The 15,635-nt window shown below is 44.3% G+C and carries 13 protein-coding genes; all 13 read left to right on the plus strand.

All coding sequences use genetic code 11. The annotated features are described in order from the left end of the window. Positions 1-214 precede the first annotated feature (214 nt). The 13 genes from mnmA (at position 215) to DW904_RS03170 (ending at position 15,621) form a co-directional block, all read left to right on the plus strand. A complete protein-coding gene (mnmA, locus tag DW904_RS03110) occupies positions 215-1,300 on the plus strand; it encodes a tRNA 2-thiouridine(34) synthase MnmA (RefSeq protein ID WP_226815611.1) in 1,086 nt (361 codons plus the stop codon). A 278-nt stretch (positions 1,301-1,578) separates the two neighbouring features. Continuing rightward, positions 1,579-3,183 (plus strand): DUF1538 domain-containing protein, encoded by a 1,605-nt coding sequence (locus tag DW904_RS03115; protein WP_347562006.1) that lies wholly within the window; start codon positions 1,579-1,581, stop codon positions 3,181-3,183. A gap of 188 nt (positions 3,184-3,371) precedes the next feature. After that, complete coding sequence (locus DW904_RS03120; protein WP_118578026.1) at positions 3,372-4,064, plus strand: P-II family nitrogen regulator; 693 nt, start codon at positions 3,372-3,374, stop codon at positions 4,062-4,064. A 134-nt stretch (positions 4,065-4,198) separates the two neighbouring features. Then, on the plus strand, positions 4,199-5,392 hold the full coding sequence (locus tag DW904_RS03125; protein WP_347562007.1) for a D-alanyl-D-alanine carboxypeptidase family protein: 1,194 nt from the start codon (positions 4,199-4,201) through the stop codon (positions 5,390-5,392). Between the two features lie 397 nt (positions 5,393-5,789). Continuing rightward, a complete protein-coding gene (locus tag DW904_RS03130) occupies positions 5,790-7,538 on the plus strand; it encodes an ABC transporter ATP-binding protein (protein WP_118578027.1) in 1,749 nt (582 codons plus the stop codon). A 39-nt stretch (positions 7,539-7,577) separates the two neighbouring features. Next, the gene (locus DW904_RS03135; protein WP_118578028.1) at positions 7,578-8,606 is read left to right on the plus strand and encodes a molybdopterin-binding protein; all 1,029 of its coding nucleotides are present in this window, start codon (positions 7,578-7,580) and stop codon (positions 8,604-8,606) included. 78 nt (positions 8,607-8,684) lie between these two features. Continuing rightward, positions 8,685-9,473, plus strand: coding sequence for a metallophosphoesterase (locus tag DW904_RS03140; protein ID WP_118578029.1), 789 nt, complete (start codon positions 8,685-8,687; stop codon positions 9,471-9,473). A gap of 17 nt (positions 9,474-9,490) precedes the next feature. After that, positions 9,491-10,282: a segregation/condensation protein A gene (locus DW904_RS03145; protein ID WP_118578030.1), complete on the plus strand. Its 792-nt coding sequence runs from the start codon at positions 9,491-9,493 to the stop codon at positions 10,280-10,282. 3 nt (positions 10,283-10,285) lie between these two features. Next, positions 10,286-10,855, plus strand: a complete 570-nt coding sequence (gene scpB / locus DW904_RS03150; RefSeq protein WP_118578031.1) for an SMC-Scp complex subunit ScpB — start codon at positions 10,286-10,288, stop codon at positions 10,853-10,855. 132 nt (positions 10,856-10,987) lie between these two features. After that, the gene (locus DW904_RS03155) at positions 10,988-11,785 is read left to right on the plus strand and encodes a zinc dependent phospholipase C family protein (protein ID WP_118578032.1); all 798 of its coding nucleotides are present in this window, start codon (positions 10,988-10,990) and stop codon (positions 11,783-11,785) included. A gap of 152 nt (positions 11,786-11,937) precedes the next feature. Beyond that, positions 11,938-13,266, plus strand: a complete 1,329-nt coding sequence (locus DW904_RS03160; protein ID WP_118578033.1) for a D-alanyl-D-alanine carboxypeptidase family protein — start codon at positions 11,938-11,940, stop codon at positions 13,264-13,266. 172 nt (positions 13,267-13,438) lie between these two features. Further along, a complete protein-coding gene (locus tag DW904_RS03165; RefSeq protein ID WP_118578034.1) occupies positions 13,439-14,875 on the plus strand; it encodes a carboxyl transferase domain-containing protein in 1,437 nt (478 codons plus the stop codon). 14 nt (positions 14,876-14,889) lie between these two features. Beyond that, complete coding sequence (locus tag DW904_RS03170; protein ID WP_118578035.1) at positions 14,890-15,621, plus strand: OadG family transporter subunit; 732 nt, start codon at positions 14,890-14,892, stop codon at positions 15,619-15,621. Positions 15,622-15,635 lie beyond the last annotated feature (14 nt).

Here is a 15,635-nt window from a genome sequence, read left to right on the forward strand (position 1 = left end):
CGGCGCAACGCTACAGCGAACTAATCGCTAACTGCGACTAATGCGTTCGGGAGAGCCCTCACGCATAAGTCTCCGTAAGCGCTGGATTTCGCTTACGCTAAGAGCGCGCCTGAAATGGCTCGCTGGAGTAATACACATTGCCCAAATGCTGTGTGTCGGCTGGGACTTAAACACATTAAATAGTAATAGTTTTCAGTTTTTATGAGGTATAAATATGGAATCAGACAATATGAAAAAAGCATTGATCGCCATGAGTGGCGGCGTAGATTCTTCAGTGGCCGCTTACCTGATGAAGGAGCATGGATATGACTGCATCGGTGTCACCATGAAGCTTTTCCAGAATGAAGATGCCGGTGTGAGCCGCAAAAAAAGCTGCTGTTCTCTGGATGATGTGGAGGATGCAAGGAGCGTAGCGCATAATCTTGGAATCCCGTATTACGTGTTTAATTTCACCGCAGATTTTAAAAAACAAGTTATGGACCGCTTCGTAGCAGCCTATGAAAACGGTGCAACTCCCAACCCCTGCATTGACTGCAACCGCTACCTGAAATTCAACAGCCTTTACCATCGTGCAGAAGAATTAGGCTGTCACTATGTAGTAACCGGACACTATGCCAGAATTGAAAAGCGGGAAGATGGCAGATATCTTTTGAAAAAAGCAGCTGACCCTGCAAAAGACCAGAGTTATGTTCTTTACTCTCTTACTCAGGAGCAGCTGGCACACACCATGTTTCCACTTGGAGACATGAATAAACATCAGACCCGCATGATCGCAGACCAGCAGAATTTCTATAACGCAGATAAGCCGGACAGCCAGGATATCTGTTTTGTCCCAGATGGGGATTATGCTGGATTTATCCGCCGGTTTACAGGAAAAGACTATCCGGCAGGTGATTTTACAGATAAAGACGGAAATGTACTTGGGCATCATAAAGGAATTATTGGCTACACGGTAGGTCAGCGAAAGGGGCTTGGTATTGCAGCCGGGAAGCCGGTTTATGTTACCAAAATCTGTCCGGCAGAGAACCGCGTGATTCTGGGAGATAATGAAGATTTGTTCCATCGCGAACTGGATGTGGAAGACTTTAATTTCATCTCCTTTGATACCCCGCCGGCAGAATTCCGCGCCAAAGCCAAGGTTCGTTACCGCCAGAAGGAGCAGTGGGCAACTGTAAAAGTTACTGGAGAACATAGTGTACACATCATTTTTGATGAGCCCCAGAGAGCTATCACCAAAGGGCAGGCAGCTGTGCTTTATGATGGAGACGTAGTCATTGGCGGCGGTGTGATCACGGGCTGATAAAATCCGAAATTGCATGATATCTGTTGAAAATATATTGATGTAAAACAACCGGAAGAAATATAGCTAGGTCTATATTAAATTCTGGTTGTTTTTTTGTTTATGCAGTCAGTTTACAAAAAATTAAGAATATATCTTTGTTTTATAGATGACTAACCCTATGGGAAAATGTTACAATAACCCATATTAGGCATCAAAGTGGAGCGTATAGATGATAGAATGCCTTTTCAAACACGCTCCAGTCAACTACAGTGAAATATTCAGAAATGGAGGTATATGTGGAAAAAAGAAAATTAATCAGAGAACTTCAGTCCCATCAGTCCGTCTTAAAGGAAAAAGCCAGGGAGAAAGCCAGAGAATCCATCAGCGCAGTGATTCCCATTGTACTGATCGTTTTTATACTTGGTTTTACCGTGGCTGCGTTATCTCCAGGCATCCTGGTGGAATTCCTGGTAGGATCTGTGCTTGTGATCCTGGGAATGATCTTTTTTTCCATGGGAGCAGAATTATCCATGACGCCCATGGGAGAACATGTGGGAGGCAGTATGCTTCGCACGAAAAAGTTAGGCTTTATTATAATTATCGGTTTTATTCTGGGCTTTATTATCACAATATCTGAACCAGATCTGCAGGTTCTTGCAGAACAGGTTTCTTCTGTGCCCAATCTGGTGCTGATCTTATCTGTGGCACTTGGTGTTGGTGCGTTTCTTGTTGTGGCCTTATTGCGTATCCTTTTTGGAATTGCGCTGCCGCCATTGTTATTCAGTTTCTATATTTTAGTATTTGTATTAGCCATGTTTGTTCCTGAGAATTTTCTGGCAGTGGCATTTGATTCCGGTGGAGTGACCACTGGACCTATGACGGTACCCTTTATTATGGCATTGGGTGTTGGTATTGCATCCATCCGTAATGATAAACATGCCGGAGATGATAGTTTCGGGCTTGTGGCTCTATGCTCCATTGGACCTATTTTGGCAGTTCTGATTCTGGGACTTTTGTACCACACGGAAGGCAGCGCTGCGCTGGAAGTGGTTTCTGAAGTGGAAAATTCGATAGAACTGGGAAAATTATTTGCAGTTGCACTGCCGAAATATTTTAAAGAGATCGCTGTATCCATTTTCCCAATTGTTGCTTTCTTTGGAATTTTCCAGATTGTTTCGCTGAAATTGAATAAAACTGTGCTGATCAAAATCTGTATCGGCTTATTTTATACATACATAGGACTTGTTCTGTTCCTTACCGGGGCGAATGTAGGATTTATCCCAGCTGGAAATTATCTGGGGATGGTATTGGGAAATCTGCATTATAACTGGATTCTTGTGCCTCTTGGAATGGTGATCGGTTATTTTATTGTAAAAGCCGAGCCTGCGGTATATGTGCTGATGAAGCAGGTAGAGGAACTGACTGACGGTGCGATTTCCGGGAAATCCATACAGATTGGTCTGTCTGTGGGTGTGGCACTCTCTGTTGGGATTTCCATGCTCCGGGTGCTGACTGGAATCTCCATTTTCTGTTTTCTGGTGCCAGGTTATGCCATTGCCTTAATCCTCAGCCTGTTTGTTCCCAAAATTTTTACGGCTATTGCATTTGACTCTGGTGGTGTTGCCTCTGGACCTATGACAGCCACCTTTCTCCTTCCGCTGGCGCAGGGAGCCTGTGAAGCTGTGGGTGGAAATATTGTGACAGATGCTTTTGGCGTAGTGGCAATGGTTGCTATGACGCCGCTTATTACTTTGCAGGTGCTGGGCTTGGTTTATCGGGTAAAAGGCGGCGAGCTTGGAGGCAAGGGGAAGAATTTGCCTGCGGACAAAATACCAGTGGAAGCTATACCAGTGGCGGAACTGTTTGAAGAACTGGAAGACACAGAAATTATAGAGTTATAGAAAATTAAGAAAATAGGGATTGAGTGTTGACTCAAACACATTATAAATGAACAACTATAGTTAGGAAGACCTAATAGATGCCATTTTTGTGTGGCACAAAGTGGAAGTACAGATTATAGGAATGATGATTGGGTACACTCAGGGAAGATTATGAACAGCAACGAACTTTATAAAGAAAGGAATCATCTATGAGCGAATTATACATGATGGTTACCATCACCAACCGAAAATACATGTCGAAATTTGCAGCACTTTACCGGGAAAATCAGATAGAAGTAGGAACGGTTTCCCTTGGTATGGGAACTGCCTCAAGCTCCATCCTTGACTATATGGGATTAGAAGATGATGAGAAAAGCATCTGTTTTCACTTTGTGACAGAAGCTACCTGGAAAAAGGTGAAAAAGGGCTTGCAGAACCAGCTGCGGATCGACGTGCCCGGAACTGGGATTGCATTTACCATTCCCATGAGCAGCATTGGCGGCAAACGGGAATTGGGATTTCTCATTCAGGGACAGGAGTTTGTAAGAGAGGAGGAAGGTACATTGAAAGAGACAAAGCATGAACTGATCGTGGCAATTGCCAATTACGGATATAACACCCAGGTGATGAAAGCAGCAGAGGAGGGTGGCGCAACCGGCGGTACCGTTCTTCATGGAAAAGGGGTAGGAATGAAGCGCGCCGAACAGTTTCTTGGCGTTTCCCTGGTTTCCGAAAAAGAGGTGATCTTCATTGTGGCAAAATCAGAACAGAAAAATGCCATTATGAGTGCTATCATGGAAAAAGCCGGCCTCACCTCCAAAGCAGGAACCATCGTATTTTCCCTCCCCGTAACCAGCACAGCCGGGCTGCGGATTCTGGAAGATGAGGAAGAAAATTCATAAACTCCACTTTTTTACGTGGAGAAGTCATGGAAATATTTGCAGATTGGTGATGCTTTTGCATTCTGAGATTATAGTAATAAAATTATGGTGACCGCTTTACAATAGAATAGAACTTATTTTTGAGGAGACATCCTATGCTTGGAAAGGCAATAAGAAAGGCGGTTTTACCTATTTTGCTGGCCAGTCTCATGGTGGGAACTGGCTGTCGGATTGTATATGGGAAAGCAGATATATCGTTGAATGAAAGGGCAGAAAATTTTACAAGTGATAATACCGCTGCATCCCCGGAAGAACAAGAAAAAACCACGGAGCCAGCAGCACCTGATGATGCGCTTGTGCAGGCACCTTCTGCTCTTTTAATGGAGGCCAGTACAGGCACTGTAATTTACGAAAAAGATTCGGATACCAGGCGAAGTCCAGCGAGTATTACAAAGATTATGACGTTAATCCTGATTTTCGATGCGTTGGAGAATGGTACACTGAAAATGGATGATCTGGTAACCACCAGTGCCTATGCGAAATCTATGGGTGGCTCCCAGGTATTTCTGGAGGAAGGAGAAACCCAGGACGTGGAGACTATGATCAAGTGCATTGTGATCGCCTCTGGAAATGACGCCAGTGTAGCAATGGCAGAGCATATTGGAGGCAGCGAGCAGGAATTTGTGCGGCAGATGAATGAGCGGGCAGCAGGGCTTGGAATGGAGAATACCCATTTTGTAGACTGCTGTGGATTGACAGAATCCACAGATCACTACACAACTGTCCGGGACATTGCCATTATGAGCCGGGAGCTGATCACCAAATATCCGAAGATCCTGGAGTACTCTTCTATATGGATGGAAAATATTACTCATGTGACCAGACAAGGCTCCAAAGAGTTTTGCTTAACGAACACTAACAAACTCCTTCGAAGCTACGACGGATGCATCGGTCTGAAAACTGGAAGTACCAGTCTGGCAAAGTATTGCGTATCTGCTGTGGCGTCCCGAAATAACATTACCTTGATTTCTGTAGTTATGGCAGCACCCGATTACAAAGTTCGTTTCAAGGACGCCGCTGCCATGCTGAACTACGGTTTTTCAAAATGCAGCTTTTACACGGATGAAAATCCCGAAAAGCTTCCCCAGATAGAGGTCCGAAAAGGAACCAAACCTACCACAGAAATAAAATATGAAAAGAACTTCCAGTATCTGAGCACCGACGGCAAAACCATAGGCGAAGTGGAACGGAAACTGAATCTGGAAACTCAGGTCCAGGCGCCTGTAAAGAAGGTGATGTTGCCGGGACTCTGGAGTATTACCAGAATGGACAAAAGCTTGGAGAGGTGAACATTCTTTTTTCTGAAACTATAGAAAAAGCAACCTATAAAAACTGTCTGGAAAAGCTATTAAAGCTATTGTAAAGAACGTAGTATGGCAGGAGAACCTGATTTTCACCTTTGCCCCTAAAAAGTTACTGTTCACTGGTAACGTTCCGCGAGGCGTTTTTTGTGAACAAAGTTCACAGAAAACCCGAGAATTGCGGCGCGAAATCATGCGAATGCATGATTTCTGTGCATCGCGAAGCGCGTTACTGTGAACGGAGTGAACAGTAACCCTAAAAATAGTTATACAAATTACAGAAGCATTTTGACAAAACAGTCCTCGTCGGTTTATAATAAACTCTGTATGAAAATTTTTGCTGATGTCTTACAAAAATATAGCAGCAAAAGCGGAGGAGAATCATATGAAACAAGAGAAAAAACAGCCTGGCAGATTAAAGATGCTTGCAGGCTATTATAAACCATATAAGGGACTGTTTTTTGCAGATCTTTTTTTTGCATTCCTTGGGGCAGCAGTGACACTTGTCATTCCACTGATGGTTCGTTATATTATGAATTCCATAAGTGAAATGTCAGCGGATGAAGCGAAGACCATGATTTTGAAAATCGGGGTGGGAATGCTGGTACTGATCCTGGTGCAGCTTGGAAGCCGTTATTTTATTACCTATTATGGACATATGATGGGGGCTTACATTGAGCATGATATGCGAAATGAGATATTCAGCCATTACCAGAAGCTCTCTTTTGCATTTTATGATAATCAGAAGGTCGGTCAGCTTCTTTCCAGGATCACAAGTGATCTTTTTGATATTACAGAGCTTCTCCACCATGGACCGGAGGATATTCTGATCTCAGTGATCAAGCTGTTCGGAGCACTGATCATTCTTATGAATGTGAAGCCGCAGATGGCACTGCTGTGCTTCGCAGTTGTAATTATTATGCTGATCTATGCACTGATTTATAATAAAAAGATGAAAAGTGCATTTAAGGAAAACCGTGTGCGCATGGGCGAGATCAACAGCCAGATCGAGGACAGTCTTTCCGGAATCCGTGTGGTAAAATCTTTTGGAAATGAGAAGCGTGAGATTGAGAAATTCCGTAAAGGAAATGAGCGTTTTGTGGATTCCAAGCGTGTGACTTACCGCTATATGGCAGGTTATCATGCAGGCATGGATGCGTTTACCACACTGATCACAGTTACTGCACTGGTTTCCGGAGCCATGTTCCTGGCAGCAGGAGATTTAAGCGCCACAGATCTTGTGACTTTTCTTTTGTATATTAACAATTTTACAGAGCCGGTTACCAAGCTGGTAAACTTTACCGAGCAGTTCCAGAACGGCTACAGTGGTTATGACCGCTTCCTGGAAATGATGTCCATTGCGCCGGATATTGAGGATGCGCCGGATGCCGTTTCTATGGATCATGTAAAAGGAGATATCCGTTTCGAAAATGTTTCTTTCCACTATGAAGACCACAATGAGAAAGTGCTTTCTAACGTAAATCTGGAAGTGAAGCCCGGTGACTATGTTGCCCTTGTAGGCACCTCTGGAGCTGGAAAGACTACCCTTTGCAGTCTGATCCCCAGATTTTATGATGTTTCATCTGGTGCCATTTATCTGGATGGAAAAGATATCCGAAAGATCAAACTGAAGGATCTTCGTAATCAGATTGGAATTGTGCAGCAGGATGTATACCTGTTTGCAGGAAACATTATGGAAAATATCCGATATGGCCGTCCGGACGCTACCGACGAGGAAGTCATCCGCGCAGCCAAGCTTGCCAATGCTCATGATTTTATTATGGAAATGCCGGATAACTATGGCACAGACATTGGACAGCGTGGCGTGAAGCTTTCCGGAGGACAGAAACAGCGTCTTTCCATTGCGAGAGCTTTTCTGAAGAATCCGCCGATCCTGATCTTTGATGAGGCAACATCCGCCCTGGATAACGAAAGTGAGAAGGTAGTGCAGCAATCTCTGGAACGTCTTGCCAAAGACCGAACCACCTTCGTGATCGCCCATCGTCTTTCCACGATCCGCAATGCCAGAAGGATCCTGGTGCTGACCGAAGATGGAATTGCAGAAGAAGGTACACATCAGGAGCTGATGGAGAAGGACGGCGTATATGCGAAACTTTGCAAAGCCGGATTGTGATCGTAAACAGCAATTATATGCGAAAGGATGAATTGCAGAATGAAAGAAATAAGAACCGAAGACGCAGCAGGCCAGATCCTCTGCCATGATATTACACAGATTATAAAGGATGAGAAGAAAGGCGTTCTGTTTTCCAAAGGACATATTGTGAAAGAAGAGGACATTCCGCTGCTCCTTTCTGTTGGAAAAGAACATCTTTTTGTGTGGGAAAAGAAAGAGGGAATTCTTCATGAAAATGAGGGCGCTGATATTTTGTATAAAATCTGTGCAGGAGATTCCATGCATGGAACTGATGTGAAAGAAGGCAAGATCGAACTGGTAGCAGACGAGAACGGAGTTCTGAAAATTCGCAGAGATGCCCTTCTGGCAGTGAATTCTCTGGGGGAGATGATGATCGCTTCCCGCCACGGAGACTTCCCGGTAAAAAAAGGAGATAAACTGGCTGGCACCAGGATCATCCCTCTTGTAATCGAAAAAGAAAAAATGGACAGAGCTGTGGAAGCCGCTGGTCCAGAACCGATTTTTTCCATTCTTCCCTATCACCACAAAAAGGTTGGAATCGTTACAACTGGAAGCGAGGTAAAAAAAGGGCTGATTCAGGATACCTTTACCCCTGTATTAAAAGAAAAACTTTCCGAGTACCCTACTGAAATAATCGGTCAGACGACTCCGGGAGATGACAAGGCACAGATCACAGCCGACATTATGGAATTTATTAACCAGGGTGCAGATATGGTAGTCTGCAGCGGCGGCATGAGTGTAGATCCAGATGACCGTACACCTGGAGGAATCCGTGATACAGGAGCCAGAGTTGTTACTTACGGTGCACCGGTACTGCCAGGAGCCATGCTTCTTATCGCTTACTATGAGAAAGAGGGCAAATGCATCCCGATCCTTGGGCTTCCTGGATGTGTCATGTATGCGAAGCGTACTGTATTTGATCTGGTTCTGCCAAGAATCATGGCAGACGATGAAATTTTCCCGGAAGAAGTTGCTGCATACGGAGAAGGCGGTCTCTGCCTGAACTGCAAAGTCTGTACCTTCCCCAACTGTGGATTTGGAAAGTAAGCAGGGCCTGGGGCGTGCAGATTGCAGAAGGCCTTTTTCAAACACGCTCTGGAAATTACAAAGTATTTAAGGAGATTTATGGAAAAATTTCGAACTGTAACCTATGAAGTCCATAACCCGAAAATAAAAAAAAGCGTGCGCTTTGCTGTTCTTGCAGACCTTCACGGAAGCATTTTCGGCGAAGAGAACAGTGCTTTGCTGAAAAAAATCCAGGAAAATGACCCCGATGCCATTCTTCTTGCCGGAGACATGGTGGTCCGGATGGATCCTTCCACCCTGGAAACTGCCAGAAAACTGCTTTGTACACTGGCGAAGAACTTCCCCATCTTTTACGCCATGGGAAACCACGAAACCAAAATGAAAGCCAAAGGGCACCTTTATCGGAATGAGTACCTGAAATATCAGGCAGAGTTGAAACAAAAAGGAATCTGTTTTCTGGCAAATGAGAAGAGCAAAGTTGTTCTGGCTGGCAATTCCTTTGTGGTAAATGGACTGGAACTTCCACTGGAATACTATCACAAGCCTTTTTCCCCGAAGCTAACTTCTGAAAAAATGGAAGAGCTTATGGGAAAGCCAGATCCGGAAGCCATAAATATTCTTCTTGCCCATAACCCAAAATATGGCAGAACCTATTTCCACTGGGGGGCAGACCTGATTCTGTCTGGACATTACCATGGCGGTGTGCTCCGTTTTTCCAGACATGTGGGAGCCATCAGTTCCCAGTTTATACCTTTTCCAAAATACTGTTGCGGCGATTTTTACAAAAATGGCAAATGTATGATCGTAAGTGCAGGCCTTGGGGAACACACAGTGCCTCTTCGGATCCATAATCCAAGAGAGCTGATTTTTATAGAAATGAAACCGTAAGGGAGAGAGGAAAGCGCATGGCAATTCCCGTAAAACTGAATGTTTTTGAAGGACCGCTTGATCTGCTCCTTCACCTTATTGATAAAAATAAAATTGATATTTATGATATACCGATTGTGGAGATTACGGATCAGTATATGGAATACATTCACGCTATGGAAAAAGAAGATCTTGGAGTTATGAGTGAGTTTATGGTCATGGCAGCCACACTTCTGGATATCAAGTGCCGGATGCTTCTTCCAAAAGAAATCAATGAAGAAGGAGAAGAGGAGGACCCCAGAGCGGAGCTGGTTCAGAAACTTCTGGAATATAAGATGTATAAATATATGTCTTATGAGCTGAAGGACAAAATGGACGATGCCAGCGGCGTTTATTTCCGTGAGCCGGATGTGCCAAGGGAGGTGCTTCAGTATCGGGAGCCAGTGGATCCCTCAGAACTTCTGGCTGGTCTTACTCTTGAGAAATTAAACGCCATTTACCAGTCGATCATCAGGCGGCAGGACGACAGACGGGACCCTATCCGAAGTCAGTTTGGAAAAATCGAGAAGGAAGAAGTCAGTCTTTCTGATAAAATGCTGGAGATGAAAGAATTTGCAAAGACTCACAGGAAATTCAGCTTTCGGGACCTGTTGAAAAAGCAGTGTTCCAAAGTACAGGTAATCGTTACCTTCCTTTCCGTGCTGGAACTGATAAAAATGGGACACATTCATGTGGTTCAGGAAGAGATTTTTGATGACATTCAGATCAATGTTGTGACAGAGCCGGAAACCTGGAAGAATCTAACAGAATTTGCAGAGGAAGAAGGATAGTGTATGGAAATTAAACGATTAGAAGGTGCCGTTGAGGCAATCCTGTTTGCGATGGGTGAATCTGTGGAATTAGGTCAGATTGCGAAAGCAATCCAGCAGGATAAGCCAACTACAGAAAAACTACTCCATAATCTGATGGATAAATATAAGGATGAGGGAAGGGGAATCCAGATCATTGAGCTGGAGGGCTCTTATCAGCTGTGCACCAAACGGGATTACTATGGCTGTCTGATCCGGATTGCCATGCAGCCTAAGAAACCTGCCCTTACAGATGTTATGCTGGAAACGCTGTCTATTATAGCCTATAAGCAGCCTGTGACAAAAGCTGAGATTGAAAAGATCCGGGGAGTAAAAAGCGATCATGCAGTAAATAAGCTGGTTGAGTATAATCTGGTAAAGGAGCTTGGACGTCTTGATGCACCTGGACGGCCGATCCTTTTCGGCACTACAGAAGAATTTCTTCGCACATTTGGTGTGCAGGGTCTGGAAGAGCTGCCGGCTGTGGATCCGGTAAAAATGGCGGATTTTAAGGCTGAGGCAGAAGAGGAAGTACAGCTGAAGCTGGATATATAAGACAGGACAAGTAAGCCACAGATAAACTGCAGACGATATGACAGGACAAGTAAGCCGCGGATAAACTGCAGACAATGAAACAGGATAAGTAAGCCGCGGATAAACTGCAGGCGATAAGACAGGAGAGAAAAAATGCCCACAACATATGCACATGATTTGTTTGGTCAGAAAGTATACAGGCAATTGCCCGATCAAGTGAAAGAAATTATTCGGAAAAACGGTGAACTGTATCGGATCGGTCTTCACGGACCGGATATTTTCTTCTATTATTTTATTTTTAAGAATCACGTAAGCAGTGTAGGATACCGTATGCACAAAGAAAAAGCCCGGGCATTTTTTATCCAGGGAATGGCGCAGGTCAGAGAGACTGGTGATGAGGCACTTCTTGCCTATCTTCTTGGCTTTGGCTGTCATTATCTTCTGGACTCTTCCTGTCATCCTTTTGTAAATGAAATGAATGATAAGGGCAGGATTTCCCACAGCCTTCTGGAAATTGAATTTGACCGCTTCCTTATGGAAGAAAATAGGAAAAATCCATATGCCTTTTATCCTTCTGATTGTATCAAAGCAAAACGCAAAAATGCAGCGGAAATCCACAAGGCTTTTCCTCTTGTAAAAACAGGAGATATTCTTCTGAGCCTTAAACTGATGAAATTTATGACAAATCTGCTGGTATGTGACGATGGCGGGACGAGACGGGCGCGTCTGTCGAAGCTTTCCAGCCTTGGAGGAAGAAGAGCACAGTCTGCTTTGATCGATCACTATATGATGGCTCAGCCGGCAGGTGGCAGCAGGGAACCTGTGGAACAGCTGAATACATTGTTTGAAAAAGAGGTGAAAGAGGCACCGGCAGAATTGCTGGAGCTGTATCAGCTTTCCCAGGAGGACATGCTGTTGTCTGAGCGATGGAATCTGACTTACAATGGTTAGCTGTGATATACAAACTGAAAATTGAACCAATTTCAGGGACAGGTATTTTGTAAGATACCTGTTCTTTTTATCAGGCAAAACTTGTAGAGTGAGCTTTGCATAGTTTGGGACAGGTCCGCGTAAAATACTATAAACGGAATGTGGGGTGGACTATGAAAAGCAGATACAGATTCTTTTGTTTTACACTGACTTTTGTACTTGTTTTATGCACTGCTGCCCAGGTGTCAGGAAGCACTGGTACAGATGAAAAAAAGACTGTCAGTTCCATTGTGCAGATGATACCGGCAGCTGTTGATATGAAAGAAACAGACGGACCTGGAAATCTCTATGCCTTATCAGCAGTTCTTATGGATGGGGATTCTGGCCGGGTACTGTACGAAAAAGAGGGCTATACAGCTCGTCCGAATGCCAGTACCACAAAGGTAATGACCTGTATCCTTGCCTTGGAAAAGGGCTCCGGTGATGATTATGTAATGGTGTCAGAAAATGCGGCCTCTCAACCAGAAGTAAAGCTGAATTTAAAGGAAGGGGAGCAGTATTACCTGGAAGATCTTCTTTATTCTTTAATGTTGAAAAGCCATAATGATACGGCTGTGGCAATTGCTGAACACATTGGCGGTTCTGTGGAAGGGTTTGCAAAAATGATGAATGCAAAAGCAAAGGAGATTGGCTGCACGAACACTCATTTTGTTACGCCGAACGGTCTTGACAGTGCAGATGCAGGAGGCATTCATCAGACTACCGCAAGAGATCTGGCTTTGATCATGAGCTATGCTGTGAAAAATAAAGCATTTCTTCATATCACACAGACCAGGGATTATTCTTTTTCTGATATTACAGGAAAACGTCAGTTTTCCGTCCATAATGCAAATGCATTTCTTGATATGACTTCGGACGCCATTTCAGGAAAAACAGGTTTTACAGGAAATGCGGGTTATTGTTATGTGGCAGCCTGTGAAAATGAGAAAAGAAAATTTATTATTTCCCTTCTTGGCTGCGGCTGGCCGAATAATAAGACATATAAATGGAAAGATGCCATGAAACTGCTGGAATATGGCAAAGCAAATTTTCACAAGGAAACCTATTGGCAGGAGCCGGAGATTCCGGCTATACCAGTAAAGGATGGGACTGACGAAAGCAGCGGGAAAGAATCTGGTAAGGAAAACCAGGAAAATTCCGGGAGAATTTTCACAGAAACTGGGACAGGTTTCGCAGATGTATATATAAATGGCCGGATTCAGGCATCTGATTCTGACAAAAAGAAACAGATCCTTCTGAAAGAAGGGGAAAAGATTACCTGCCATCTGCGTATTGAGAAAAATTTGACAGCACCTGTAAAAAAGGGGCAGAAAATTGGTCAGGTCACTTTTTGTCTTGGAGAACTTGTCTTGGATAACTATTTTGTGACAGCAGATCGCAATATTGTTAAAATCACCTATTTATGGTGCGCAAACAAGGTGTTTCATGACTTTTTTCACTAAAAAGCCTGACGGAATATGTATGATATATAAAAAAATCCCCCGAAAATCGAGGGATTTTTTTGCATAAAAACACGGAAAACTATTGAAAAATTGTGTGAAAAAATGTACAATTAGAATCGGCAGAATTTTTGGTTATACTTTTAAATTATTATAAAATGGAGGGCAAGAAAGAATGAGTAACGCAACACAAAGTTTAGCGGGCACAAGAATCACTTCTTTGCTTGACGCGAACAGTTTTGTTGAGATCGGCCAAAGTGTAACAGCCAGAAATACAGATTTCAACATGACTGAGAAAAAAGCACCTTCAGACGGTGTTATTACCGGATATGGTGTAATCGATGGAAATCTGGTGTATGTGTACAGCCAGGATGTTTCCGTACTGAACGGAACCGTTGGTGAAATGCATGCCAAGAAGATTACCAGACTTTATGATATGGCTATGAAGACCGGTGCTCCGGTGATCGGCCTGATCGATTGTGCAGGTCTCCGTCTTCAGGAGGCAACTGACGCACTGGAAGCATTCGGTGAAATTTATATGAAACAGACTCTGGCATCCGGACTGATCCCACAGATCACAGGTATCTTCGGTACCTGCGGTGGTGGTATGGCACTTGTACCGGCACTGACAGACTTCACATTTGTTGAAGAGAAGAAAGGCAAACTGTTTGTAAACACCCCGAACGCCCTTGAAGGCAACCACGTTTCCAAATGTGACACATCCTCAGCCAGATTCCAGAGCGAAGAGACAGGTCTTGTAGACGGAATCGGCACTGAGGACGAGATCCTTGGAAAAATCCGTGAACTCGTAACATATCTGCCATCTAACTGCGAAGACACTGATTCTTACATGGAGTGCACAGACGACCTGAACCGTGTATGCGAGGATATTGAGAACTGCACAGGTGACACAGCCATTGCACTTTCCAGAATCGCTGATAACGGCCAGTTCTTCGAGGTAAAAGCTAACTACGGTAAGAGCGTTGCTGTTGGATTTATCAGACTGAACGGCGCTACCGTTGGTGCTGTTGCAAACAGAAGCGAGAGCTATGATGCAGAAGGCAAAAAGGTATGGGAGTCTGATGGAACCCTTAGTGCACGCGGTGCAAGAAAAGCAGCAGAGTTCGTAAAATTCTGTGACGCTTTCGAGATCCCGGTACTTACTCTTACAAATGTAAACGGCTTCAAGGCTACTGTATGTGGCGAGAAGATGATGGCGAAATCTGTTGGAACACTGGTTCATGCATTTGCAGATGCTACTGTTCCGAAGGTTAACGTTGTGATCGGCAAAGCATTTGGAACCGCTTACACAGCTATGAACAGCAAAGCAATCGGTGCAGACATGGTATACGCATGGGAGAACGCAGAGATCGGTATGATGGATGCAGACCTTGCAGCCAAGATCATGTATGCAGGCGATGACGCAGCAGCTCTTACTGAGAAAGCAGCTGAGTACAGAGAACTGCAGAACTCTGTTTCCTCTGCAGCAGCAAGAGGATATGTTGACACCATTATCAGCCCGGCTGATACAAGAAAATATGTGATCGGTGCATTTGAAATGCTGTTCACAAAAAGGGAAGAACGTCCGTCCAAGAAACACGGCACGGTCTAAGCGAGGTGGAGCATATGAAACAGATTTTTAAGAAAGTATCCTCCCTTTGCACAGTACTTCTCATGATGGCAGTTCTCACTCTTACCGGAGTATCCTCCGTATGGGCAGCTGATGAGGTAGATGACACGGTAAAGCAGACCCTGGTCACTACCGCTGAGGGACTTACCGATACCATCATTGCTCTCAGTGATGAAGATATTGAGAATTATACCAAGTCATCTGATGAGTTTACTGTTGGTGCAATGACTGCATGGGCAGGCTCCAAGGATGAAGTTGGGGCTTTAAAGGAGAGAACCGGAGAGACAGAGGTGAAGGCTTCTGACGATGGATATACCGTTACTGTACCGGTCTCCTTTGAGAAAGCAGATGCAAATTTCGTTTATATTTTCGATGCTTCTACAGGAGCACCTACATCCCTTACTGTTGATGTACAGTACTCCATGGCTGAGACCTTAAGAAGAGCTGTTATGAATACTATCATGGGTATTGCGATCGTATTCATCGTTCTTATTTTCCTGAGCTTCCTGATCTATCTGTTCAGATTCATCCCGAATCCGGAAGCAAAGAAAAAAGCTCAGGCAGCAGCCCCTGCACCTGCTCCGGTGGCAGCACCAGTAGAAGTTGCAGAAGCAGACGATACAGAACTGATCGCGGTTATCGCAGCAGCAATTGCAGCAGCTGAGGGAACCACTACAGATGGATTCGTTGTACGTTCCATCCGCAAAATCAATCGTAAAAAGAGATAAATACAGGAGGATCC

Origin of the sequence: Ruminococcus sp. AM42-11, from assembly GCF_003480145.1 — a bacterium.
GTDB lineage: Bacteria > Bacillota > Clostridia > Lachnospirales > Lachnospiraceae > Blautia_A > Blautia_A faecis.